Origin of the sequence: Streptomyces sparsogenes subsp. cuspidosporus (genome assembly GCF_039532705.1) — a bacterium.
Taxonomy (GTDB): Bacteria; Actinomycetota; Actinomycetes; order Streptomycetales; family Streptomycetaceae; genus Streptomyces; species Streptomyces sparsogenes.
The window spans coordinates 1-23,974 of the sequence record NZ_BAAASD010000060.1 but is presented as its reverse complement, the minus strand read 5'-3'; the positions used below and the strand labels follow the sequence as shown (position 1 = coordinate 23,974).

Here is a 23,974-nt window from a genome sequence, read left to right as displayed (position 1 = left end):
GCAGTTGGCCTAGGGGAGCCGATGAGCGCCGCGCCGGGGGCTGCGGTGCGGGAACGGGGGGCGGCTGATGGACCCGCAGGGGAACGCGATCGGGGGCGGGGCGCGGATTGACGGGCCCAGCGTGCAGGCGCGCGACGTTCACGGGGGCATCCACCTCCACACCAGCCCCGCCCCGCCGCCCGCCCGGCCTCCCGTGCCGCGCCAACTGTTGCCCGTATCGGCGCACTTCACCGACCGCAAGAGGGACCTCGCGGCGCTGGACGAGCTCGCGGCGGCGGCGCCGCTGATCGTGGTCAGCGGGCCGGCGGGGGTGGGGAAGACGGCGCTGGTGTCGCGCTGGCTGCGCGGGCCGGCCGGGGGCGAGGGCGGCGCGGATCGGTTTCCGGACGGTCATCTGTACGCCGACCTGCGGGGCCACTCGCCCGACGGCCCGGCGCCGCCCACCGAGGTGCTCGGCCAGTTCCTGCGCGCCCTGGGTGTCGGGCAGGTGCCCGCGGAGCTGGCTGAACAGACGGCACTGTGGCGCTCGGTGACCGCCGGGCTGCGGCTCGCCGTGATGCTGGACAACGCCTACACCGCCGCCCAGGCCAGGCCGCTGCTGCCCGGCGGCGAGGGCAGCCTGGCCGTGGTGACCAGCCGGGCGCGGCTGACCGGGCTGCGTACCGACGGGGCGGTCTTCCACCAACTGGGCCTGCTCGACCGGGAGGCCGCCGTCGAGCTGCTGACCCGGGGGATCGGCCGGGAGCGGTTCGAGCGCGACGAGGCCGCCGCCGGGAAGGTGGCGGAGCTGTGCGGCGGCCTGCCGCTCGCCGTGTGCCTGGCGTCCGCGCGCCTGGCCTCGCGGCCCCGGCAGCCGGTGCGCGCCATGGCGGACGCGCTCGCGCGGGACCAGACACGACTGGCGGTGCTGACGATCGAAGGGGAGACGGCGGTGCAGAGCGCTCTGGACGGGTCGTACGCGGTGCTGGACGAGGAGGCTGCGCGGCTCTACCGGCGGCTCGGGCTGCTGCCGATGCCCGTCTTCGACACCTGTGTCGCCGCCGCGGCCTGCGCGGTGTCCCCGGAGGAGGCCGACCGGGCGCTCGACGCGCTGGTCGAGGCCAACCTGCTGGAGGACATCGGCCCGGACACCTTCCGCTTCCACGACCTGGTGCGGCTGCACGCCCGGGGGCGGGCCACCGCGGACGAGAGCGAGCGGACCCGCGAGGAGACCCTGCGCCGGGTGGTCGACTGGCACCTGGCCACCGCGACGGAGGCGCAGCGGCGGCTGACACCGGCCCAGGCGGTGCTGGAGCGCGACCACCTACCGCCCGGCCTCCCCGTCCCCTTCGACGACGACGCGGGGGCGCTGGCCTGGCTGGACGCCCACCGCACCGGACTCATGGCCGCCGCCCGCTGCGCGGCCGACCACGGCTGGGACGGCAGGGCCTGGCAGCTGGTGGACGCGATGTGGCCGCTCTTCCTGCGGCTGCGCCCGTACGACCTGTGGATCGAGGCCCACGAGCTGGGCCTGGCCGCCGCCCGGCGGGCCGGGCACCCGGCCGCCGAGCGCCAGATGCTCAACTGCGGCGCCATCGGCCTGCGCGGCGCCGGCCGCACGGCCGACGCGATCAGCTGGTACGAGCGCTCCCTGGCGGCGGCTCGCGCGGCCTGCGACGCGCGCGAGGAGGGGCAGGCGCTGCACGGCCTCGGCGGATGCTGGCGCGACGCCGGGCGGCCGCGGGAGGCCGTACGGCACCTGGAGGCCGCCATCGAGGTGTGGGAACGCTGCGGCTATCCGCGCGGCGCGGCCCTGGCCCGGATCATCCTCGGCGAGATCGCCCTGGATGCGGCCCTGGATGCCGGTGCCGATTCGCTTTCGGGTGCTGGTTCGGACCCGGCGCCGGGTGCCGGGCCGGTCCCGGACACCGGCCCGGACGGTGCCCCCCAGCCGGGGCGCGGGGCGCGGGGCGCCGCGCGTGCCGTCCGGTACTTCGAGCGGGCGCACGCCGGGCTTCTGGCCGTAAGGGATCCGTACGACGCGGCCCGGGCCCAGGCGTTCCTGGGGTACGCGCATGCCCTCGCGGGGGCGTACGAGACGGGGCAGGCCGAACTCGACCGCGCGGAGCGCACGTTCGCCGCGGCGGGCGCCGTGCACTGGCAGGCCCGGGCCCTGGAGCTGTCCGGGCGGGCCGCGCAGGCCCATGCCGACCCCGAGACCGCCCGCCGCCGCTACGAGGCCTCGCTGGCCCTCTACACGGCGGCGGGCTCGCGCGACGCCGACCGGTTACGGCAGCGGCTCGACGGGCTGGGGCAGGCGGGCGACTAGGCCCCCGCCGGGCAGGCCCCCGCCGGGCAGGTCCCGGTTGGGCAGGTCCCGGTCAGGCAGGGCCCCGCCGAGCAGGCCCCGGCCGGGCCGTCGCGTCACGCCGTCGCCTCCGCGTCGGTCCCCGTCCAGGTGTCCAGCGGCGGCGGCTCGGGCAGCGGTCGGGTCGTGGGGGCGTGGGCCGGCTGGCCCAGGCCGAGCAGCCGGTACATCAGCGCCCGCATGTTCCGGTTGAATCCGCCCGGCTCGGAGGTGATGCGCGCGGCGATCGCCTCGTAGTCCTGGCGGCGGAACTCGGCGCGCGCGTATTCGAGCTGGCTCACCAGCGGGTGGGCGGGTGAGAGCGCGGGGGCGGTCGCCGCGAGGGCCGCGGCCGGGGAGGCGGGGTTGATCTCCTGCTGCGGGGACGCGGCCAGCAGGATCGGCGCGCCGGTGAGCGTCCCGTACAGGGTGACCGAGCCGTGGTCCCCGATGATCCAGTCCGCCGCGATCAGCACGGAGCGCCAGTCCGCCTCCGGCGGCACCAGCCCGATGCCCGACGGCCCGCAGCGTGCCAGCCACGCCCGTACCTGCCACGGCCCGTGCCCCGACCACACATTGGGGTGGACGAGGACGGCCACCCGGTGCTCCGGCGGCCGCAACTCGCCCAGCAGGCGCGGCAGCAGCGCCTCGAAGCCGCCGAAGGACGACCGCGGGCCCCAGGTGGAGGCGACCGCGATCAGCTTCTGCCCCTCCCGCAGGCCGAGCGCGCGGCGGTAGGCGTCGCGCAGTGGCAGGCTTGCCCGTATGCGGTCGTGGACCGGGTCGCCGACCACATGGGCCACCGGCAGCACCTCCGGGCACGAGCGCGCCAGCGCGTCCAGGTCGTCCCGGTGCGGTACGGCCACGGCGGCGGGCACGACCCTGCCGTCCGCGACGAAGTACTCCCTGCTGAGCCCCGCGACCAGCGTCGTCGGGCCGGCGGCCGGGTCGGTGTCAGGCCCGGTGTCCGGCCCGGCGCTCGGCCTGGGCGGCGCCGGGACCAGCTTCAGGTAGCTCGCCCCGTGCGCCATCGTGATCAGCGGGGCACGGACCCGCTCCACATGCCGCGACCCCGCCGCCAGCGCCAGGTCGAAGGACATCCGCACCGCCTCCTCCCACGGCAGGACCGCGCTCCCCAGCCGCCTGAGGTAGCGGGCGACGCCGTCGCCGAACTCGTGCGGCGGCGCCGTGAAGACGACCTGGACCCGGAAGTCCGACTCCAGGAGCGAGAACGCCTCGCGCAGCCGCCTGGCGAAGGTCACGGTGTGCGCGACGACCAGGACACGCTTGCGCCCCGGCAGCGTCAGCCACTCGCGCCCGCGAGCCGCCCCTCCGTCCTCCCGGGACGCGCCGATCGCCGATACCGCCGATATCACTGACATGAGACTCCCCCTGTCCGCGTGAACAGTCCGCGTGAGCAGTCCGCGTGAACTGCTTCTGACGGCGGGATGCCCGGCGGCGAAGGCGAAGGGCTTGTTCCGCCCTTGCCGAAACCTTGCGGGCAAGCACAAGGCGCCCCTCCGGGAGGAGGGGCGCCGTGGGGGAACGCCGGAGGAGACCCGCGGGGCGGGTTACGACACGGGCTTGGCGCCGCGCTCCTTGAGCATGTCGTTCATGAGCTGGATTTCCGACTGCTGGCCGGCGACCATGCCCTGCGCCAGACGCTTGACCGTCGGGTCCTTGGCCAGCTTGACCGCTCCCTCGGCCATGTCGATCCCGCCCTTGTGGTGGGCGATCATCAGCCGCAGGAACATCACCTCGGCGGCCCGGCCCCTGGCCTTGCGCAACGCGTCGAGCTGGGTGTTGGTGGCCATGCCGGGCATCAGGGACCCGTCGTGCGGCTTGTAGGTGCCGTCGTGCCCCATCGAGTCCATCGAGTCCATCGAGTCGTGGTCCATGGAGTCGCCCGACTGCCCCGAGGCGAGGTCCTTCATCCAGGTCATCGGGGGGTCCTCCGAGGTCTTGGGGAGCCCCCACAAGTCCAGCCAGCCGAGCATCATCCCGCGCTGATTGGCCTGGGTGTTGATGATGTCGTACGCGAGGCGGTCCACGTCCTCGTCCTTCGTGTCCTCGCGCACGATGAACGACATCTCCACCGCCTGCTGGTGGTGGATGGACATGTCCCGGGCGAAACCGGCTTCCGCGGAGGTGTCGTTCGGCTTCGACGGCCCGGTCGTGCCGTCGGAGCGGTCCGCCGTGAACCACAGCACGCCCACCGCCACCAGGGTCAGCAGGGCGAGCGCGGCGGCGACGCCCGCTATCAGCGGCTGGCGTCCCGGGCCGAGGGTGTCCGCCGGTTGGCCGGTGTCCGTCATGCCGCCTTACCCCCGGTGCACGCGGCGCCCGGCTCCTGGGTCTGCTTGCCCTGCACGTACTCCTTGAAGAAGTCCGCCACGCGCGGGTCGTCCGCCGAGTCGACCTTCAGCTGGAGGCCCCAGGCGTTGAGCAGGATCGGGGCGTCCTGGTCCTGGTAGGGGCTGATCATGGAGTACGGGGTCTGCTGCACGCGCTTCTCGAGCGCGGTTATGTCCTTGGCGGACGCCTTGTCGGTGTAGGTGACCCACACGGCGCCGTGCTCCAGGGAGTGCACCGCGTTCTCCTTGGTTATCGGCTTCTTGTACACATCGCCGTTGCAGTTCTGCCAGACCTGGTTGTGGTTTCCGCCGACCGGCGGCGACATCGGGTAGTCCACCGTGCCGTTGACGTGGGTCCGGCCGAGGTTCTTCCAGGTCTTCATGCCCTTGAATTCCCCGGTCTTGACGGTGGCCATCGTCACCGCCTTGGCCTTGTCGTCCTTGTCCTTGGTGGCGTCGACGATGAAGTAGCCGCCGACGACCAGCCCGACGACGATCACCACGCAGGAGACGACCGTGATGATGCGGTAGCGGCGGTCGCGGGCCCGCTCGGCGCGGCGCAACTCCTCGATTTTCTCGCGGCGCGCGGCGGCCGCGTTCTTCGTCTTCGATCCCTTGGAAGCCATGGCTTGTCCTTGTCCTTGCACTGGAGGAATGAGGTTGTGCGGAGTGCGGATACCGAGGGCCTAGTTGCGAAGCACTTGGAGCTGATGGAGGTCGAGGGCCCGGACGGCGTGGTCGGGCGGGGCCCGGGTGGCGTCCGTGTCGTACGGGCGGTCGCGCGGCGGCAGCCCGGTGAGCGCGGGGGGTGCGACGGGGGCGGGCACCAGGGCCTGGGCCGCCCCCTGGGGGCCGGCCACGCAGTTGTCGCCCGCGTTGCCGGTGTCGTTCGCCCCGGTCACATACCGGACGGGGGCGGGGTCGGGGCACCTCGGCCCGGCGAGCGCGGCGGCGCGGGCCGCCTCGGCGGCCCGCTCGGCCGCCGTCGGGGGCGCCGCGGCCGGTGTGGCCTCTTCGGGGCCGGCCCGCCAGCGCGCCGCGGCGGAGATGTGCCCCGTGGCCGGGTGGAGGAACGCGGGCGTCAGCCAGAGCGCGACGGCGAGCAGCGGGACGGCGTACCGGAGCACCGAGAGCACGGTGGCTCGCACCGTGCCGCCCGGTATTCGGTCCGCTGTGCGGCCCGCCGGGCGGTCCGCGTCGCGCTGTCTACTCATCGCGCCAGATCGTAACCACTGGGCCTGCCGTGGCTGAATGGGCAAGGGCCCGGCGGGGTGCCGAGGCCCTTGCCCCTCGCTCACGAACCGCCGGTCAGCCCTGGTCGCTCCCCTTGCCGGACCCGTGGCCGGACTCGTGACCGGTCTCGTCGCCGGCCTCCTTGCCGAGGAGCTTGTTCATCTGGGTGATCTCCTCGTTCTGGGTCTTGATGATGGCATCGGCCATCGTCTTGGCCGGGCCGTACGCGCCGCTCTTCTTCTCGGCGCGGGCCATCTCCACCGCGCCCTTGTGGTGCTCGACCATCATCTTCAGGAACGCGGTGTCGAAGTCCGCGCCGGACGCCTTCTCGAGCCGGTCCATCTCCTTGGAACCCATCATCCCGGGCATGGTGTCGTGCTCGGAGTGGTCCATGCCGGGCATCGGCTCCGGGACGTCCTCGCCCCAGGCCCTGAGCCACCCGGACATCGTGCGGATCTCGGGGTCCTGGGCCTTCTTGATGCCGGCCGCGAGTTTCTTGACCTGGGCGGAGGAGGCCCGGGTGGCGGCCAGGTCGGCCATCTCCACGGCCTGGCGGTGGTGGGGGATCATGCCCTGCGCGAAGTCCACGTCGGCGTCGTTGTGCTTGCCGGGCGAGGCGGTCGCGCCGGTGGTGGCCTTGTCGGAGGCGCGGCCGGAGCGGCCGCTGTCGCCATCGTCGCCGCCGCAGGCGGTGAGGGTCAGGGACAGCGCTGCCGTGGCGGCCGCCGCGAGCAGCGCCGTACGGCGGTTGAGGAAACGCATGAGGAAACTCCTGAGGAACTTTCCGGATTGATCGGATTGATTCGGGACATACCGCAGCCAGAGGTGTGGGCGGTGTCCTATATCCGCAGGAGTTGGAGTTCGGCCAGGGTGGGCGGCGCGCGCCCGTCGGCCGGGGACGGGGGCGGGCCGGACCGGGTCTCCGCCAGGGCGTGGTCGCATACGGCCACGGGGGCCGCCGGGGGCGCGGACAGCGAGGGTCCCCCGCCCAGGGCGGGGGAGGCGCAGGACGGATCGGCGTGGTGCAGATGCGAGCCGCCGCACGCGCCGTCCCCGTGGCAGCCGCCGTGGGCGACGGCCGCCGTGGCCGCCGGGGTCGCCGTGGCCGCCGGGGTCATCGTCTCCATCGCGGCGGGGCGCTCGTGCGCCCGGGGCGTCAGGGCGCCGGAGGGGCCGAGGGCGTGCATGCCCAGCAGCCCGGCCAGGAGCCCGAGCACGAGCAGCGCGCGCCACCGCCGCGCGGGCGGCGACGGGCGGTTCTGCTCGGGGGTCGGCACGGGCCCCATGCTACGAGGGCGGGCGGGTCAGCCGTGGTGGGGGATGCCGGACAGCTCGTGGTCCGCGTGGTCCAGGGCCTCGGCGACGAGGCGGGCGAGGTGCCCGTCCTGCAGCGTGTAGACGACGCGGCGGCCGTCCTTGCGGGAGGTGACCAGCCCGGCCAGGCGCAGCTTGGCGAGGTGCTGGCTGACGGCCGGCCGGGCGGCGCCGCAGGCGGCGGTCAGGGTGGTCACATCGGCCTCGCCCCCGCTCAGGGTGTGCAGCAGGGCCAGCCGGGTGCGGTCGGCGAGCAGCCCCAGCACCTCGGCGGCGCGGGCCAGCTGCGCGCTGCTGGGCTCTCGCGGGTGCGAAGCGTGTGCAGTTGATAGGTGCATGCGTGCGCTCATACGCACATAATGAGGGGTGGGCGGTACCCGAGTCCAGGCAGATGCCCTTCCCGGAAGGACCCCGCAGTGACCGCACAGCACCACCAACACCCTCACCAGGGCCACGACCACCCCCACGGCCGTACGAGCGCCTGGGCGCACGTGCGCCACAAGGCGGCGCATGTGCTCCGCCCCCACTCGCACGAGACCGCCGACCGCACCGACCGCGCCCTGGAGTCCTCCGCGCGGGGCATGCGCGCGCTGTGGACCTCGTTCGCCGTGCTCGGGGCCACGGCCCTGGCGCAGGCCGTCGTCGTGGTGGCCTCCGGGTCGGTCGCGCTGCTGGGCGACACCGTCCACAACGCCGCCGACGCGCTGACCGCCGTGCCGCTGGGCATCGCCTTCGTGCTCGGCCGCCGCGCCGCCACCCGCCGCTTCACCTACGGCTACGGCCGGGCCGAGGACCTGGCCGGGCTCGCGATCGTGCTCACCATCACCGCCTCCGCCGCCTTCGCCGCCTGGACGGCGGTCGACCGGCTGCTGGACCCCCGGGCTGTCGACCACCTGCCCGCCGTCGTCGCCGCCGCCGTGGTCGGCTTCCTCGGCAACGAATGGGTGGCCCGCTACCGCATCCGCGTCGGCCGCGACATCGGCTCGGCCGCCCTCGTCGCGGACGGCCTGCACGCCCGTACCGACGCCCTCACCTCGCTCGCCGTCCTCCTGAGCGCGGGCGGCTCGGCGCTCGGCTGGCGGCTCGCCGACCCGCTGGTGGGCCTCGCCATCACGGCCGCGATCCTGCTCGTCCTGCGCGACGCGGCCCGCGAGGTCTTCCGTCGGGTCATGGACGCCGTCGACCCGTCCCTCGTGGACGCCGCCGAACAGGCCCTGCTGGCCGTCCCGGGCGTGCGGGGCGTCGGGGAGCTGCGGCTGCGCTGGATCGGCCACCGGCTGCGGGCGGAGGTGGCGGTGCTGGTCGGCGGGGAGCTGACCGTACGGGAGGCCCACCAGGTGGCGGTGGACGCCGAACACGCCCTGCTGCACGCGGTGCCCCGGCTCACCGCCGCCCTCATCCACGCCGACCCGCCCCCGCTCCCGGGCACCGCCGACCCCCACGCCCGGCTGGCCCACCACGCCACGGCCTGACCGGCGGGGTGTGTCCCACGTCACATCCGCCCCGTGTCACAGATGGCCGGGCAGCTTCCATCTGCTGGTCGTCAACGGCAAGTGGACCGGCACGGAAGGGCGGAACGATGAGCGCACAGCAGGGGACGCGGGGAACCGGCACGGCGGGCGCGCACCACGTGGTGATCCTGGGAGCGGGGTACGCGGGCATGTCGGCGGCCGTCCAGCTCGCGGCGCGCGCCGAGCGGCGCGGCGGCGTGGAGGTGACGGTGGTGAACGCGCGGGAGCGGTTCACCGAGCGTATGCGGCTGCACATGACGGCGACGGGACAGCGGCTCGCCGAGCTGAGCGTCCCCGAGCTGCTGGAAGGCACGGGGGCGCGGTTTGTGCGCGGCTGGGTGACGGCGGTGGACGCGGAGGCGCGGACCGTGCGGATCGACGACGACCGGGTGCTGCGCTACGACACGCTGGTGTACGGGCTGGGCAGCGTGGCCGACACGGCGGCGGTGCCGGGGGCGCCGGACCACGCGTACACGCTGGACAGCGCACAGGACGCGGAGGTGCTGGCCGACCGGCTGGCGCGGCTCGGCGGCGGCACGGTGGTGGTCGGCGGCAGCGGGCTGACCGGCGTGGAGGCGGCGGCGGAGATCGCCGAGCGCCATCCGGAGCTGGACGTGGTGCTGCTGGGCCGCGAGGAGCCGGGCGCGGCCATGAACGCGAAGGCCGGGGCGTATCTGCGGGCCGCGCTCGGGCGTCTGGGGGTCGCGGTGCGCGGCGGGGTGGAGGTGGTCAAGGTACTGCCGGACGCGGTGGAGCTGGCGGGCGGGGAGAGCGTCGCGGCCGATGTGGTGGTGTGGGTCGGCGCCACCCGGGTGTCGCCGCTGGCGGCCGCCGCCGGGCTGGAGGTGGACGGGCGCGGCCGGATCGTCACCGATGCCGCGCTGCGGTCGGTGTCGCATCCTCAGGTGTACGCGGTGGGCGACGCGGCGGCGATCCGGCAGGGCTACGGCGTGATGCACGGCACCTGCCAGGGCGGCATGCCGACCGGGGTGCACGCGGCGCTGTCGATCCTCCGTGAGCTGCGGGGCAGGCGGCCCAAGCCGTTCCGCTTCGGTTACTACCACACGCCGGTGAGCCTGGGCCGGGACGACGCGGTGGTGCAGTTCACCCACCCCGACGACAGCCCCCGGCGGATGTGTCTGACCGGCCGCCTGGCGGCCCGGTATAAGGAGACGGTGACCGCTTCGCCCTGGCCGACGTACGGCCGTATGAAGAAGATGCCCGCCTCGGGCGCGTTCTGGCCGCGCGGCGGTCGCTTCACCCGGGTCCGGGGGGCGCGGTGACCATCCCCTCCACCGACCGCGACCAGCAGGTCTTCAACGAGTACCGCACGCTGCTGTTCTCGGTGGCGTACCGGGTCCTCGGCACGGCGGCCGACGCCGAGGACGCGGTCCAGGACGCCTGGATCAAATGGTCGGCCGCCGACCGCGCGCAGGTGGCCGACCCCAAGGCGTATCTGACCCGGATCGTGTCGAATCTGGCGCTGGAGCGGCTGCGTTCGACCCGGCACAAGCGGGAGACGTATGTGGGGCCGTGGCTGCCGGAGCCCATTCTCACCACTGCCGACACCGCCGACACCGCCGACACCGCCGAGACCGTGGTGGGCGCCGAGTCGGTGTCGATGGCCATGCTGGTGGTGCTGGAGACGCTGAGTCCGCTGGAGCGCGCGGTGTTCGTGCTGAAGGAGGTGTTCGCCTTCAGCCACGCCGAGATCGCGGAGGCGGTGGAGCGTTCGGAGGCCGCGGTACGGCAGGCCGCGCACCGGGCGCGGGAGCATGTACGGGCCCGGCGGCCGAGGTTCACCGCGGACCGGTCGCGGCAGCGGGAGGTCACCGAGCGGTTCTTCGCCGCCGCGACCGGGGGTGATGTCAACGCCCTGATGGAGCTGCTGTCCCCGGACGTCACCTTGTGGACCGACGGCGGCGGCAAGGTACGCCAGGCCCTGAAGCCGGTCGTGGGCGCGGCCACGGTGGCCGCCTGGTTCGCGGCCATCGGCACCGTCTCCTACCAGGGCATCGAGCCCGCCGACATGAACGCCGAACTCGCCCGGATCAACGGCGGGCCGGGCGTGGTGTTCAGCGGGGCGGGCCGGGTGATCGCCACGGTCACCTTCGACTTCGACGGCGAGGGCCGCATCACCGCCATCCACAACGTGGCCAACCCGGACAAGCTCCGGGCCGTCGCCGGCGGCACCGCTCACGACATCGGGACGGCGTGAGCCCCGTGCCGCCGGGCCGGCGGAGCAGTCGATGGCTCGGGCGGTGGCTCAGCCGGTGACGAGGGCTCAGCCGGTGACGAGCACTCATCCGGTGACGAGAACTCAGCCGGTCGCGAGCACTCAGCCGGTGACGAGGGCGAGGGTGAAGCCGTCGTAGCCCTTGGCGCCGACCGCATCAAGCGGCTCATCCTCGTCATCGGCCCCGACCGCACCGTACGGCACACGCTCTTCCCGGTCACCGACATCCCCGCCGCGGTGACCGAGGCCCTCGCCCTCGCCACCGCCCTCGCCACCGCCGACCACCGGGAGCCCGCCTGAGCCCCGGCCCGGCCCTGGGGACCGGCTTCAGAACCGCACCTCGTCCGCGGCGCCGATCTCGGCCCCCATGTTCCGCTCCATCATCCGCAGCGCGGCGTCGGCCAGGTCGGGGTGGATGTGGGCGACCGCGTCGTACGGGACGGAGGTGCGCAGATGGCGGATGTGGGCGTCGAGGGCGGAGTACAGCACGCACTGCTCGGTGACCTGCCCGCACAGCACGACGCGGTCGATGCCCTGCTGGCTGAGCAGGTACTCCAGCGGGGTCTGGAAGAAGATCGAATGGCGGGCCTTGACGACGAACAGGGAGTCGGCGTCCGGGCGGACCGGTTCGACCAGGTCGGCGTGCGGGCCGCTCAGGGCGGTGTCGAGGAGTTCGTCGTGGTGGGAGCGCCAGCGGCCGAAGTTGTCGTTGACGTAGATGACCTCGACGCCGGCCTCACGGGCCCGGGAGATTAGGCGGGTGATGGCGGGGAGGGCACGGCGGACGGAGGGCACCAGTTGGTCGGCGTCCTGGTGCTCATAGGTGTTGATCATGTCGATCACGATCAGTGCGGTGTCTGGCATACCGGGGCCGGGGGTCGGGGCGGCGGGCGGGCCGCCGGTGGGGGCCGGCTCGGGTGGGCCGGCTGGGGCGGGCGGTGGGGCGGTCAGCGGGCCAGCGCGCTGCGGTCCAGGTTCGCCAGGAGGTCGGCGGGGCTCTGGTAGATCTCCGCCGCCCCGGCGTCGGCCAGCACCTCGTGGGGCACCCCTCCGCTCAGCAGCGCCACGCAGGGCACCCCGGCCTTCCGGGCCGCCTTCACGTCCCAGACGGTGTCGCCGACGAAGACCGCGTCCTCGGGCGGCACGCCCGCCCGTTCCAGCGCCCGCGCGACCAGGTCGGGGGCGGGCTTGCCGGTGCCGACGTCGTCGGAGCTGAGCGCGTCGGCGGTCAGCTCGTCGGCGCCGATCGCGGCCCGCATCGCCGCGAGCTCGTCCTTGCTCGCGGAGCTGGCCAGGACGATGTGCCGGCCCCGGTCGGCCACCGCGCGCAGCAGGTCAGCGGCGCCCTCCAGGGCCTGGAGCCTGGTGAAGTACGTCGCGTACAGGGCCGTGTGGGTCGAGCGGATCCGGTCGTCCTGGGACCTGTCCCGGTCCTCGCCCAGCAGATGGTCGACGAGCCGGTCGGAACTCATGCCGATGGTGTGGTGGATCCGCCACATGGGCACCGTGTGGCCCGTCTGGCGGAAGGCCTCCCACCAGGTCACGGCGTGCAGGTAGTTGGTGTCCACGAGCGTGCCGTCCACATCGAACAGCGCGGCGCGGCGCGCGCCGGAGCCGTCTCCGTGTCCGTTCTCCCTGGGGTTCATCGGGGCCTTTCGTACATGTGATGACGTGTCAGCTGGTCCAGGGAACAGTGTGGAGCCGCCCGGGCCCGTGACGGCCGCGGCCCGCCGGGAGCGCCCGTACGGACGCGCTCGCCGCCGCGTTCGCCGCCGCGCTCGCCGCCGCGCCCGCGGACGCGCCGGCGGGAGCGCCGGCGGACACGTTCGCCGAGGCCGTGGTCACACCCGGGTCCGCACCACCCCGCTCCGCACCGCTCCGGTCCCGCCGGTCCACCCGGCCCGGGGCCAGGTCCGCTTCGAGTGCCCGGAGCCGGTCCAGCAAAACCCCCTCGCGCAGCGCCCAGGGGCACACCCGCAGCCGCTCGATGCCCAGGACCTCCATCGCGGTCTCCGCGACCACGGCACCGGCCAGGGCCTGGTGGGCGCGGGCGACGGAGATGCCGCGCAGCCGGGCGCGCTCCGCGTCGCTCCTCGCGGCCAGCCGGGGCACCCAGGCCCGCAGCCGCTCCCGGTCCAGGAACCGCTCGGCGTACGGGCCGGCCTTGGCCTTCGGCGCCCCGGTCAGCCGGGCCAGCTGGGCGAAGGTTCTGGAGGTGCCGACGCGGGTCAGCGGCTCCGGCCGGTCGCGCAGCTCCTCGACGGTCTCGCTGATGACGGTCCGTACGAACTGGCGCAGCGCCTTGACGTCACGCTTTCTCACCGGCGTGATGTCGGGCAGGTGGTGGCGGGTGAGCCGGCCCGCGCCCAGGGGGACCGACAGGGCGACGGCGGGCTCGGCACGGCTGCCACAGGCGATCTCCATGGAGCCGCCGCCGATGTCCAGCAGCAGCATCTCCCCGGCCGACCAGCCGTACCAGCCGCGCGCCGCGAGATAGGTGAGCCGCGCCTCCTCCTCGCCGGTCATGAAGGTCAGCCGCACCCCGGTCGCGTCCTCGACCTCGGCGAGCACGGCCGGCCGGTTGGCCGCGTCCCGGATCGCCGAGGTGGCGAACGGGACCATGGCGTCGATGCCGTGGGCCTCGGCGACCGCGACGGCCTCGGTGACCGCGGCGACCACCCGCTTGATCGCCTCCGGCCCGACGACCCCATGCCGGTCGGTGGCCTCCGCGAGCCGCACCGGCCGCTTGAACGAGGTGACCGGCTCCGGGGCACAGCCCGGCGCGAGGTCGGCGATGCAGAGGTGGGCCGACTGGGAACCGACGTCAAGGACTCCGAGGCGCATATCTGGTTGAGTGTCCGTTCCCTGGAGTTTCACTCCTCGTTGCTTTGCCTTCGGAAACTTACCGGCCATGCGCCCGCCGATCCGGGGGTGGTGCGGGTCGGAAGAAAAGAGAATATTTCCACCGCCCGAACACACCATCTGGCCCCACCACCCGAACACACCGCCGGTGACAACACTGGTTGACAACGGAATCGCGCCCGGAACCAATGGGGGGACCGGGCCGGACTCCGCCGCGCCCACGACCGTGACAGTGAGAGGCAGCGAGACACAGCGATGAGCGAGTCGATTTCCCCGGGCGCCCTGGCCGTGCGCTATGTGGGAGGACCCACGGCGACCCTCGACATCGGTGGCGTACGGCTGCTCACCGACCCCACCTTCGACCCGCCCGGCGACTACCCCATCGGCGAGCGCAAGCTCGTGAAGACCGCGGGCCCGGCTCTCGCCCCGTCGGGCCTCGGCCCCGTCGACGCGGTGCTGCTCTCGCACGACCAGCACCCGGACAACCTGGACCGGGCCGGCCGCGCCTACCTCGACCACGCGGAGCTGGTGCTGTCGACCGCGTCCGCGCGCGAGCGGCTGGGCGCCACCGTGACGGCGCTGCCGAACTGGGAGTCCGTCGAACTGCCGCGCTCGGGCGGCGGCACGCTGCGGATCACCGGCGTCCCGGCCCAGCACGGCCCGGACGGCACCGAGCACCTGGTCGGCGAGGTGACCGGCTTCGTGGTGTCGGGGGGCGGGCTGCCGACGGTCTACGTCAGCGGGGACAACGCCTCGCTGGACGTGGTGCGCGCGATCGCCGAGCGGTTCGGGCCGGTGGACGTGGCCCTGCTGTTCGCGGGCGCCGCCTCGACCCCGCTGGTCCCCGGCGGCTTCCTGACCCTGCCGAGCGAGCAGGCGGCCGAGGCGGCGCGGATCCTCGGCGCGCGCCGGGTCGTCCCGCTGCACTTCGAGCACTGGGGGCACTTCACGCAGGGCGCCGACACGCTGGTGGAGGCCTTCGAGGCGGCGGGCCTCGGCGAGCGGCTGCACCTGCTGAAGCCCGGCGAGCGCGTCGAGCTCTAGATGAATGAGTCTCTCGCCGACGCCACGTCCCTGCGGGGCGCCTTGGCGCCTCTCGCCCTGATGCCCATGCTGAGCCGGGGCTGCTGTTCCACCCTGCCCGAACCGGGCGTGCCGCAGCCGCCGGCGGCTGCGGCTGAGAAGGGAGACGGCACCGGTGCCGCCCTCTCCGCGAACGCCACCCTCACACCGGAGCCGAACCGGCTGCCACGCCGATGACTCCGGGCCGGTCTCCGGTCTGCTCGTCGTCCACGTGCAGGATCAGCAGCCTTTGTGCACGTGGTGGTGTACACCGGCGGGCACCGCACACGCGTCGTGGTCACGCGGCAGCCCCGGATGCCCACCGCGCTGTGCGGCAGTCCGTACCCGGGGAGTCCGGGTATCGGCAGAACGACCGATGTGCCGACAAGATCGTGGACCCTACGTTGGCCGCATGCAGTCACTGAACACACCCAAGCCGATCGAGACCGACGACGCTCTCGACGTCACCCGCATCCTGGCCCGCGCTTTCGGGGACGACCCGATGATGCTCTGGCTCTTCCCTGACGAAGACGGGCGTGAAGGCCGCCTCGCCCAGTGGTTCGACGTCATGCTCACGCACAAGTACGGCCCCCTTGGCCACTGTGAACGCACCACCGGAGCAGCGGCCTTCTGGACCCCGCCCGGCACGGTCGAGCAGCACCCGGACGAGGAGACACTGGCCCGCATCGGCGATCTGCTGGGCGAGCAGATGGCCCGGCTGGGGGAAATGCTGGAGTTGGTCGGCGCGGCAGCCCCCCAAGAACCCCACTGGTACCTGGCGGTGCTCGGCGCCGACCCGGCGACCCAAGGCAACGGCCACGGCGCCGCCCTGCTGCTCTCGGGCCTGGCCAAGGCCGACGCGGCCGGACTGCCCACACACCTGGAATCGTCGAAGCAGGACAACATCGGCTTCTACGAGCGCTTCGGGTTCACCGTGCGGGACGAGATCCACGTACCCGGCGGCGGTCCGACGCTCTGGTCGATGTGGCGAGAGGCACGCGGAGACGTCCGCGGGTAGCCCCCTGTCCTACCCGCTCGGACCCGGACGGGCCGGTGGTGTGGCTGATTCCCAGCGGCTCGGGTCCCCGCCTCGCCCCTGCCGGTCGGCCGAGGTGGGCGCCGAGGAGGTGGCCAAGGCGTGCGTGGGCGAAGCGGATCCAGTGCCGGGCTGAGGAAAAGGGGACCTGGGCGACGGCCAGGCACGGCAGTTCGGCGTCCGTCAGTTTCGGGCTCGCCCGATCCGGCGACAAGGCGCCACGTGGTCGTCGATGAACACGTACAGTGCCGCCAGAAGGGCGTCCAGGTTTGTCTTTACACACTGACCAACGGGCGCCCTTCGCCATGGTCGCGACCAGCACGGACATTGGACTCATTCATCTAGGGGGTGTCGCGGAGGCGGCCGCGAGCGCCAGCGGCCCCGAGCCCCACGGCCGCGAGCGCCGACGGGTGCGTGCTTCAGCGGCCGTGAGCGCCAGCGGGTGTGTGCTTCAGCGGGTCTCGCAGGGGCGGCCGTTGAGCGCGAGGCCGGTGGGCGCGGCGTTGCCGGCGTCCCAGGTGCCGAGGAAGCCCACCTCCAGGGGCTCCCCGCCCCGGGCGGTCTCGTTGTAGTCGGCCGGGGTGACGGTCACCGTGGACCCGCGCTGGACGAATTCGCCGTTCCACATCTCCGTGACCCGCTGCCCGTTCTCGAACCGCCAGCTCAGCCGCCAGTCCCGCACCGTCCTGCGGGGGGTGAGGGTCACCTTCGCCTGGAAGCCGTCGGGCCACTCGTTGTCCAGGCTGTAGCGGGCGGTGCAGGTGACTCCGGCGGGCTCGGGGTGCTCCGGCCGCTCCCCGGGCGGTTTGCCCGAGGGCTCCGGGGATTCCGACGACTCGGACGAGTCCGAGGACGCGTCGCCCGACGAGGGCTTCCCGGACGGCCCCGACGGCCCGGCCGGGGACTTCGACGGGCCGGTCCGGTGGCCGACCGCACTGGTGCCGGAGCTGGGCGGGACATGGGACCGGCTGGGGCCGCCCGCCGGCGGGAGGTCGGTGGGGCCGACCGTCGGAAGCGCGCCGGGGCCCGAACTCCCCTCGGGCGGCAGCCCGTCGTCCGATTCCCCGTCCGTGTTGGTGTACGCGATGACGGCGATCACGGAGACCGCCGCGGCCGCCGCCAGGATCCCCGCGGTCCGCGTCCGCCCGCCCTTCCGCGGCCTGCGGCGCCTGCCCCCGCCGGCCCCCAGCGCCCGACGCGACCCGCCACGCGCGCGGACCACCCCGCTCGCGGCGGTCGCGCCGAAGGCCCCCGCCGTAGGCATCTCGGCCGTACGGGCCGCCGGAGCCGCCTCCGTACGGGGCACCTCGGCCGTACGGGCCGCCGGATCCGCCTCCGCCGTACGGGCCGCCGGAGCCGCCTCCGCGGTACGCCCCCCACGGGGCCTCCCGCCCCCGCCCCGCATCCCCTTGACGCGGTCCCACAGCGGCGGCCCCACGCTGCGCGCGAGCGTGCCCAGGCGCCGTCCGCCCGTGTTCTCGGCCGCGACCCTGCGCCGCCGCTCCAGGTAGGGCAGCCCGCCCCAGCCGAGGACGCCCCCGGCCAGGGCGCCGGGCAGCCCGCTGCCGTGCAGATACAGGCAGGCGGCCGCCTCCTTGCAGGGGGCGCAGCGGGCGAGGTGCTGCCACAGGTCGTCGGGCGCGGCGGCGTCCGGTGAGCGGGTCGCGGCGTCCAGCAGCCCGGCGTAGCTGCGGCACTCCTCGTCGGTGAGCGTGTCGACGTGGTTGCGCTGGCACAGCTCGCGGAAGCGGGCGCGGACCCGGGCGATCTCCTCGTCGGCGTAGGCGGGGTCCCAGCCGAGCTGCCTGGCCACCGCCGTGAGGGACCGCGACTCGACCTCGACGGACCACAGCAGCTCCGCGTCCGCCTCCGGAAGGTCCCATAATCCGCGCAGCGCGAGCGGCTGTTGGCGGCGGGGCGTGGTGTAGCGCCTGGCCCGGTCGGAGGTCAGCCAGATGCGCAGCGCCGGGTCGAGCCGGTCGCCGGCCTGCCGCGCCTGCCAGTCGGCCGCCGTTTTGCGTACGGAGCTCAGCAGCAGCGGGAGCCACGGCAGGCGCGGCCCCCAGGCCCGTGTCCGCGAGTTGCGGGTCTCCCGGATGCCGCGCCGGAACGCCTCGGTGGCCAGCCGCATGCCGTCCTGCGGGGTGGTGGTGCACAGGTTCGCGTAGTCGAGCACCGCGTCCCAGTACTCGGAGAGCAGGGCGGTCTCGGATATGGCGTCAGGGGATGACTGGTGGAGCATGGAGGTGGTTTCCTCACTCACGAACAACGGCGCCCCCGCCGGGCAACACTCTTATCAGGCCGGGCTGCGGCTGGCCAAGGTCCCTGTGTTCGCCCGGAGTTGAGGGATGTTCCGCTGTGGGGCCGCCCGAGCCTTTCACGGTTTCCACACAAGTGGCAAGAGACGTCGTCACCTGCTGTCAGAGCGTCAGTTCGACCCCGTACCGGCGCAGCCAGGCGTCGAGGCCGAGGGCCATCTCGATCGGCTGCCGCGCGTCCCCGGCCGCCCCGTCCGCCGCGCGCCGGGCGGCGGCCGTGTCGAGCAGCGGGCGGACCGGAGCGTCCCCGTCGGCCAGCAGGCCGCGCAGCTCGGCCTGGATGGCCTCGTTGTACCGGCGGTCCTGGGTGCTGGGGTAGGGGCTCTTGACGCGCTGGGCGACGGCGTCGGGGAGGAGGTCGCGGGTGGCGGCGCGCAGCAGGGACTTCTCGCGGCCGTCGAAGGTCTTCATCGACCACGGGGTGTTGAACACGTACTCGACCAGCCGGTGGTCGCAGAACGGCACCCGCACCTCCAGGCCCACGGCCATGCTCGCGCGGTCCTTGCGGTCCAGCAGGAACTGCACGAAGCGGGTCAGGTGCAGATAGCAGATCTCCCGCATCCGCCGCTCCGTGGCCGAGTCGCCCTCGCGGTGCGGGACCTCGGACAGCGCCTCGCGGTAGCGGGCGGCCTGGTAGGCCTCGAGGTCCACCTTGGCGAGCACCTCCGGGTGCAGCAGCGCCTCGCGGCCGCCGCTGCGGATGCCGGTGAAGCCGACCTCGCGGAACACCGCGATCCAGGGGAAGGTGTCGGCGCCCGTCGCCCGGGGGTCGTGGAACCAGGAGTAGCCGCCGAAGACCTCGTCGGCCGACTCGCCGGACAGGGCCACCGTGGAGCGGTCGCGGATCGACTTGAAGAGCAGGTAGAGGGAGGTGTCGCTCTCGCCCGAGCCGAACGGCAGGTCGCGGGCGGCCAGCGTGGCGTAGCGGTGGGCCGGGTCCATCAGGGCGGCGGTGTCCAGGACGATGTCCTGGTGGTCGGCGCCGACGTGTTCGGCGAGGGCGTGGGCGTACGGGCCGTCGGGGGTGGCGCGCAGCGCGTCGGCCTTGAAGTGCTCGGTCTGGCCGACGAAGTCCACCGCGAACGAGCGCACGGGCCCCCGCTCGGCGTCGGACAGGCCCCGGGCGGCCAGCGCCGTGATCGCGGAGGAGTCGAGCCCGCCGGACAGCAGGGTGCACAGGGGCACGTCGGCGATGAGCTGGCGGGCCACGATGTCGTCCAGCAGCTCCCGCACCCTGCGGACGGTGGTGTCGGTGTCGTCGGTGTGCTCGCGAGCTTCCAGCCCCCAGTAGCGGTGTTCGGCCAGGCCCTGGCGGCCGACCCGGACGAGGTGTCCCGGGCGCACCTCGTACATCCCCTTGTAGACGGCGTGGCCGGGGGTCTTGGTGAAGGCCAGCAGCTCGGCGAGGCCCTCGGCGTCGACGGCGGGGCGTACGGCGGGGTGGGCGAGGATGGCCTTGGGCTCGGAGCCGAAGAGCACGCCGTCGGGGGTCGGGTAGTAGTAGAGCGGCTTGATGCCCATGCGGTCGCGGACCAGCAGGAGCCGCTGTTCGCGCGGGTCCCAGAGGGCGAAGGCGTACATGCCGTTGAGGCGGTGGGTGAAGTCCTCGCCCCACTCCAGGTAGGCGTGGAGGGCGACCTCGGTGTCGCTGCTGGTGCGGAAGGCGTGGCCGCGGGCGGTCAGCTCGGCGCGCAGCTCGCGGTAGTTGTAGATCTCGCCGCTGTAGGTGGTCACCAGTGCCGTGCGGCCGTCGCGCTCGACGGACATGGGCTGCTTGCCGCCCTCGATGTCGATCACGGCCAGCCGGCGGTGGCCGAGGGCGGCGTGGGTGTCCGTCCACAGGCCCGCCGCGTCGGGGCCGCGGCAGGCCATGGTCGCGGTCATGGCGTCCAGCGTGTCGCGCTCGGCGGTCAGGTCCTGGTCGTACGAGATCCATCCGGTGATGCCGCACATCGCGGTGGCGCTCCCTCCGGTCGGGTCGCCCCGGCGGCCGGGGCGTGGTGGTGCCCTGTGGGGTGCGTGACGCGCGTCCTGATCACCGTACGCCCGGACTGGTTGCATCGACCACCGGTAGCCTGAGGCAACGACTATTTCCGGCCAGGGCCAGGGCGCGGCCGGGGCCCCGCGGCCGGGGCCAGGGCTGGGCCCAAGGCCAGGGCGTGGCCAGGGCTGGGCCCGGGGGCAGGGCGTGGCCAGGGCTGAGCCCGGGGGCAGGGCGTGGCCGGGGCTGGGCCCGGGGCTAGTCGGCCCGGCTCTCCCGCCGCTCCCGCAGAACTCCCTCCACGTCGAACGGCATCAGATCCAGCGGCGGGCCCTCGGGTGGCCGCCGCAGCGCCTCGCGGATCTTGTCGTTGATGTCCGCCAGGATCCGCCGCGCCTCGACCTCCGACCCGGCCGCCCGCGCCGCGGCCAGCGCGTCCTCCGCCTCCTTGCGCAGCACCAGCGCGGGCGGCAGGAAGGACAGGCCCTCGCGGGCCATCTTCTCCTTGACCCACCACATCGGGTCGTACGGCTTGCCCAGGCCCCGGAGCGGCTTGCCCCGGCCGGGCAGGTCGTCGAAGTCGCCCCGCGCCTCCGCCTCGCGGATCTGCCGGTCGGCCCATGTCTCGAAGCTGATGCCGGGCGGCTTGCGTTCGGTCACGGCGTTGTGCTCCCTCCGCTTATGGGATGCGCTGCGGTCATTCCCATGGTGCCGTGGGGAGCGCCCCGGGCGGTACCGAGCGGGATACCGCGCGGGAGCGGAACACCTGGCGGTAGGTCTGCGGCGAGACGCTGGTCAGCCGCCGGAAGTGGTGGCGCAGATTGGGCGCGGTGCCGAAGCCGGTCCGGCGCGCCACGCTCTCGACCGGGTCGTCGGTGGTCTCCAGCAGCTCCTGCGCCAGCCGCACCCGCTCCTGGAGGACCCACTGCAACGGCGTGATCCCCAGTTCGTCGCGGAAGCGGCGGGCGAACGTCCGCTCGCTCATGTGGGCCGCCGCGGCCAGCCCGGCCACCGTCAGCGGCTCGTGCAGCCGCTCGCGCGCCCACTGCAGCACCGGCGCCAGACCGCCGCTCCCGCCCGCCCGGGGCCGCGCCGGAAGCCTGGCGTACTGCGTCTGCCCGCCCTCCCGGTGCGGCGGTACGACCATCCGGCGGGCCACCTCGTTGGCCACCGCCGCGCCATGGTCCCGGCGCACCAGGTGCAGGCACAGGTCGATGGCGGAGCCGGTGCCGGCCGAGGTGAGGATGGAGCCCTCCTCGACGTAGAGGGCCGTGGGGTCGAGGTCGACGTCCGGGAAGCGGTGGGCGAAGTCGGCGGCGCTCATCCAGTGGGTGGTCGCCCGGCGGCCCGACAGCAGCCCGGCGGCCGCCAGGATGTACACGCCGCTGCAGATGGACACGATCCGCCGGCCCGACTCGTGGGCCTTGCGCACCGCGGCCAGCAGACCGGGCGGCGGGGCCAGCTGGGCGGGCCGGGCGCAGGCGGCCACGATCACGGTGTCCGCCTCGACGAGGTCGTCGAGACCGTACGTGGTGGGGACGCCGAGCCCGGCGGCGGTGCGCAGCGGGCCGGGCTCCGCGGCGCACAGGCGCAGCTCGTACCAGGGATCGACGAGGTCCGACCGGTCGATGCCGAAGACCTCGCACGGCACGGCGAGCTCGAAGGCGGGGGTGGCGTCGGTCACCGCGACGGCCACGACGTGCGGGCGGGGGGCGACGCGGCCGGGCGGCGCGGCGCGGCCGGGCGGCGCGGCGCGTTCGGCGGGCGCGGCGTCGGGCCCGGGTGACGCGGCGTTTCGGCTCGCGGCGCTGTGACCGGCTGCGGCCCCGTCCCCGCGTCGGACCGGGGCGACGCGGCCGGGCGGCGCGGCGCGTTCGGCGGGCCCCGGTGTCGCCTCGGGCCCGGGTGTCGCTTCGGGCGAGGGTGTCGCGTCGGGTGGGGGTGTCGCGGCGGTTCGGCGCATGGCGGGAATTTAGCGCACCATGGCATTTCCGCCGATGGTCCCGGGTGGCCCCCATCGGCGAGGCTGCCGCGCATGACCGAACCATCCGCACCCCGCCACCGCCCCGCGCCCGGCGGCCGGCTCACCGCGCTCCAGGGCACCGCCCTGTACGTCGGGGCGGTGCTGGGCACGGGCGTCATCGCCCTGCCCGCGCTCGCCGCCGACACCGCCGGCCCCGCCTCGCTGCTGGCCTGGCTGGCCCTCGTCGTGGTGTCCGCGCCACTGGCCGCCGTGTTCGCCGCGCTCGGCGCCCGCTACCCCGACGCCGGGGGCGTGTCCACGTACGCCCGGCTCGCCTTCGGCGAGCGGACCGCGGCGGTGGTGGGCTGGTGCTTCTACCTGGCGGTGCCCCCGGGCGCGACCGCCGCCGCGCTGTTCGCCGGCTCCTACACGGAGGCCGCCGTGGGCGGCGGCACGGTGACCCGCACGGTCACCGCCGCGGCGCTGATGGCCGCCGTCACGGCCGCCAACGCCGCCGGGCTGCGGGTGACCGGGCGGCTGCAGCTCGCCCTGTCGGGGTTGCTGCTCGTACTGCTGCTGGCCGCCGTGGCGCTGTCCCTGCCGCAGGCGCGTACGGAACACCTGGAGCCGTTCGCCCCGCACGGCTGGGCCGCGATCGGCCCGGCGGCGGCGCTGCTGGTGTGGAGCTTCGCGGGCTGGGAGGCGATCACCCATCTGGCGGCCGAGTTCCGCGACCCGTCCCGGGACCTGCCCCGGGCCGCCGCGGGCGCCGTCGTGATCGTCGGAGTGCTGTACCTGTCCGTGGCGTTCGCCGTCATCGCGGTGCTCGGCGCGGGCGCGGCCCACGCCGACGCCCCCCTCGGCGAGCTGATGGCCCGCGGCATGGGCGGCAACGCCCGGCTGCTCGCCGCCGCGGCCGCTCTCCTGCTGACCTTCGGCACGATGAACGCCTACTACGCCGGCGCCGCCAAACTCGGCGCCGCCCTCGGCCGGGACGGCGCGCTGCCGGGCTGGCTCGGCCGCGGCGGCAGCGTGGGCGAGGTGCCGCGCCGCAGCCTCGCGGCCGTCTCGGCGCTGGCCTTCCTCAGCCTGCTCACGGTCACCGCGGCCCATACGGACGCGCGCCCCCTGGTGCTGCTCGCCACGGGCTCCTTCGTCACGGTCTACGCGATCGGCGTGGCCGCCGCGCTGCGCCTGCTGCCGCGGCGCGGAGCGATCCGCGCCGCGGCCCTGGTGGCGCTGGTGGCCGTGGCCGGGCTGCTGCTGATGTCGGGCCGGTATCTGCTGTGGCCGCTCGGCGTGGCCGCGGCCGCCCTGCTCTACCAGCGGCTGCGGGGCCGAAAGCGGGCACGACCGGCCCCCGAGGCAGCGGCCACCCCGCTCGAAGCGGCCGAAACGGGCTGAACGCGCCCAGCCCACAGGCCCCCTGGAAGGACCCGCTCCGGCGGCGGGTACGGTGCCGACCATCGGCCGGATACAGGCCGCTGCGACCGTTGCACGGGGGTAACTGCGCGTGGGTATAGGCGACTTCGTTCCGGATGGTGTCGAGGACTGGGTCGAGGACCGGGTCGAGGATGTCGGTGGGGCGATCGACGACGCGGGGGACTGGACGGCGGACCGGCTGGATGACGTCGGCTGGGAGAGCGGTGCTGACTGGGTCCGGGACAAGTCCGACTCGGCGGCGAACGCGCTGGGGGCGGCCGTCGATGAGATGCAGCTGGGGGAGAGTGAGGATCCAAAGAAGCTGATCCATGGCAGTCCGTCCAAGCTGCGGTCGA

Annotated in this window: 23 protein-coding genes and 1 pseudogene; 8 read left to right on the top strand and 16 right to left on the bottom strand. The window is 74.3% G+C overall.

Features of this window, described 5'->3' with window-relative positions; all coding sequences use genetic code 11:
- Positions 1-67 precede the first annotated feature (67 nt).
- Positions 68-2,308: a tetratricopeptide repeat protein gene (locus ABFY07_RS39065; RefSeq protein WP_346179030.1), complete on the top strand. Its 2,241-nt coding sequence runs from the start codon at positions 68-70 to the stop codon at positions 2,306-2,308.
- 95 nt (positions 2,309-2,403) lie between these two features.
- Here the strand turns inward: ABFY07_RS39065 and ABFY07_RS39060 are convergent, their stop codons facing one another.
- The 7 genes from ABFY07_RS39060 to ABFY07_RS39030 form a co-directional block, all read right to left on the bottom strand.
- Positions 2,404-3,708 carry a hypothetical protein gene (locus ABFY07_RS39060; RefSeq protein ID WP_346179029.1) on the bottom strand — a complete coding sequence of 435 codons (1,305 nt, stop codon included), beginning with the start codon at positions 3,706-3,708 and terminating at the stop codon, positions 2,404-2,406.
- 189 nt (positions 3,709-3,897) lie between these two features.
- Positions 3,898-4,641, bottom strand: a complete 744-nt coding sequence (locus ABFY07_RS39055; RefSeq protein WP_346179028.1) for a DUF305 domain-containing protein — start codon at positions 4,639-4,641, stop codon at positions 3,898-3,900.
- Positions 4,638-5,306 (bottom strand): DUF3105 domain-containing protein, encoded by a 669-nt coding sequence (locus ABFY07_RS39050; protein ID WP_346179027.1) that lies wholly within the window; start codon positions 5,304-5,306, stop codon positions 4,638-4,640. The genes ABFY07_RS39055 and ABFY07_RS39050 overlap by 4 nt, the downstream gene beginning before the upstream one ends.
- Before the next feature lie 60 nt (positions 5,307-5,366).
- Positions 5,367-5,894, bottom strand: a complete 528-nt coding sequence (locus tag ABFY07_RS39045; protein WP_346179026.1) for a hypothetical protein — start codon at positions 5,892-5,894, stop codon at positions 5,367-5,369.
- A 94-nt stretch (positions 5,895-5,988) separates the two neighbouring features.
- Positions 5,989-6,675 carry a DUF305 domain-containing protein gene (locus ABFY07_RS39040; protein WP_346179025.1) on the bottom strand — a complete coding sequence of 229 codons (687 nt, stop codon included), beginning with the start codon at positions 6,673-6,675 and terminating at the stop codon, positions 5,989-5,991.
- A gap of 77 nt (positions 6,676-6,752) precedes the next feature.
- Entirely contained in the window at positions 6,753-7,199 is a 447-nt protein-coding gene (locus ABFY07_RS39035) for a DUF6153 family protein (protein ID WP_428837086.1), read from the bottom strand.
- Positions 7,200-7,217: 18 nt separating this feature from the next.
- Positions 7,218-7,577 (bottom strand): ArsR/SmtB family transcription factor, encoded by a 360-nt coding sequence (locus ABFY07_RS39030; RefSeq protein WP_346179023.1) that lies wholly within the window; start codon positions 7,575-7,577, stop codon positions 7,218-7,220.
- A gap of 66 nt (positions 7,578-7,643) precedes the next feature.
- On the opposite strand from ABFY07_RS39030, the gene ABFY07_RS39025 reads away from it, so the two are divergent.
- The 3 genes from ABFY07_RS39025 to ABFY07_RS39015 all read left to right on the top strand — a co-directional run bounded on the left by ABFY07_RS39025 (position 7,644) and on the right by ABFY07_RS39015 (position 10,956).
- Positions 7,644-8,699 (top strand): cation diffusion facilitator family transporter, encoded by a 1,056-nt coding sequence (locus tag ABFY07_RS39025; protein WP_346179022.1) that lies wholly within the window; start codon positions 7,644-7,646, stop codon positions 8,697-8,699.
- Between the two features lie 107 nt (positions 8,700-8,806).
- Positions 8,807-10,021 (top strand): NAD(P)/FAD-dependent oxidoreductase, encoded by a 1,215-nt coding sequence (locus ABFY07_RS39020; RefSeq protein WP_346179021.1) that lies wholly within the window; start codon positions 8,807-8,809, stop codon positions 10,019-10,021.
- Positions 10,018-10,956 carry an RNA polymerase sigma-70 factor gene (locus ABFY07_RS39015; RefSeq protein WP_346179020.1) on the top strand — a complete coding sequence of 313 codons (939 nt, stop codon included), beginning with the start codon at positions 10,018-10,020 and terminating at the stop codon, positions 10,954-10,956. The genes ABFY07_RS39020 and ABFY07_RS39015 overlap by 4 nt, the downstream gene beginning before the upstream one ends.
- Positions 10,957-11,076: 120 nt before the next feature.
- Here ABFY07_RS39015 and ABFY07_RS39010 read toward each other — a convergent pair whose 3' ends face one another.
- The 4 genes from ABFY07_RS39010 to ABFY07_RS38995 form a co-directional block, all read right to left on the bottom strand.
- On the bottom strand, positions 11,077-11,259 hold the full coding sequence (locus ABFY07_RS39010) for a hypothetical protein (RefSeq protein ID WP_346179019.1): 183 nt from the start codon (positions 11,257-11,259) through the stop codon (positions 11,077-11,079).
- A 42-nt stretch (positions 11,260-11,301) separates the two neighbouring features.
- Positions 11,302-11,838: a cysteine hydrolase family protein gene (locus tag ABFY07_RS39005; RefSeq protein WP_346179018.1), complete on the bottom strand. Its 537-nt coding sequence runs from the start codon at positions 11,836-11,838 to the stop codon at positions 11,302-11,304.
- 83 nt (positions 11,839-11,921) lie between these two features.
- Complete coding sequence (locus tag ABFY07_RS39000) at positions 11,922-12,620, bottom strand: HAD family hydrolase (RefSeq protein WP_346179017.1); 699 nt, start codon at positions 12,618-12,620, stop codon at positions 11,922-11,924.
- A gap of 28 nt (positions 12,621-12,648) precedes the next feature.
- On the bottom strand, positions 12,649-13,818 hold the full coding sequence (locus tag ABFY07_RS38995; protein WP_346179016.1) for a Ppx/GppA phosphatase family protein: 1,170 nt from the start codon (positions 13,816-13,818) through the stop codon (positions 12,649-12,651).
- A gap of 273 nt (positions 13,819-14,091) precedes the next feature.
- Between ABFY07_RS38995 and ABFY07_RS38990 the strand changes: the two genes are divergently transcribed.
- On the top strand, positions 14,092-14,880 hold the full coding sequence (locus tag ABFY07_RS38990) for an MBL fold metallo-hydrolase (RefSeq protein ID WP_346179015.1): 789 nt from the start codon (positions 14,092-14,094) through the stop codon (positions 14,878-14,880).
- Positions 14,881-15,310: 430 nt separating this feature from the next.
- Entirely contained in the window at positions 15,311-15,916 is a 606-nt protein-coding gene (locus ABFY07_RS38985; protein WP_346179014.1) for a GNAT family N-acetyltransferase, read from the top strand.
- A gap of 106 nt (positions 15,917-16,022) precedes the next feature.
- Here the strand turns inward: ABFY07_RS38985 and ABFY07_RS43320 are convergent.
- The 5 genes and pseudogenes from ABFY07_RS43320 to ABFY07_RS38965 all read right to left on the bottom strand — a co-directional run.
- Positions 16,023-16,201: pseudogene (locus ABFY07_RS43320) on the bottom strand (IS982 family transposase); the annotation flags it as partial.
- A gap of 184 nt (positions 16,202-16,385) precedes the next feature.
- Positions 16,386-18,176: a cellulose binding domain-containing protein gene (locus tag ABFY07_RS38980; RefSeq protein ID WP_346179013.1), complete on the bottom strand. Its 1,791-nt coding sequence runs from the start codon at positions 18,174-18,176 to the stop codon at positions 16,386-16,388.
- Between the two features lie 178 nt (positions 18,177-18,354).
- On the bottom strand, positions 18,355-20,205 hold the full coding sequence (gene asnB, locus ABFY07_RS38975) for an asparagine synthase (glutamine-hydrolyzing) (protein WP_346179012.1): 1,851 nt from the start codon (positions 20,203-20,205) through the stop codon (positions 18,355-18,357).
- 286 nt (positions 20,206-20,491) lie between these two features.
- Positions 20,492-20,893 (bottom strand): DnaJ family domain-containing protein, encoded by a 402-nt coding sequence (locus ABFY07_RS38970; RefSeq protein WP_346179011.1) that lies wholly within the window; start codon positions 20,891-20,893, stop codon positions 20,492-20,494.
- Positions 20,894-20,930: 37 nt separating this feature from the next.
- A complete protein-coding gene (locus ABFY07_RS38965) occupies positions 20,931-22,196 on the bottom strand; it encodes a GlxA family transcriptional regulator (RefSeq protein WP_346179010.1) in 1,266 nt (421 codons plus the stop codon).
- Positions 22,197-22,268: 72 nt separating this feature from the next.
- Here ABFY07_RS38965 and ABFY07_RS38960 point away from each other — a divergent pair, with 72 nt between their 5' ends.
- Complete coding sequence (locus tag ABFY07_RS38960) at positions 22,269-23,600, top strand: APC family permease (protein ID WP_346179009.1); 1,332 nt, start codon at positions 22,269-22,271, stop codon at positions 23,598-23,600.
- A 109-nt stretch (positions 23,601-23,709) separates the two neighbouring features.
- Positions 23,710-23,974 (top strand): putative T7SS-secreted protein (locus tag ABFY07_RS38955; protein WP_346179008.1); only part of this gene is annotated, 265 nt, incomplete at its 3' end.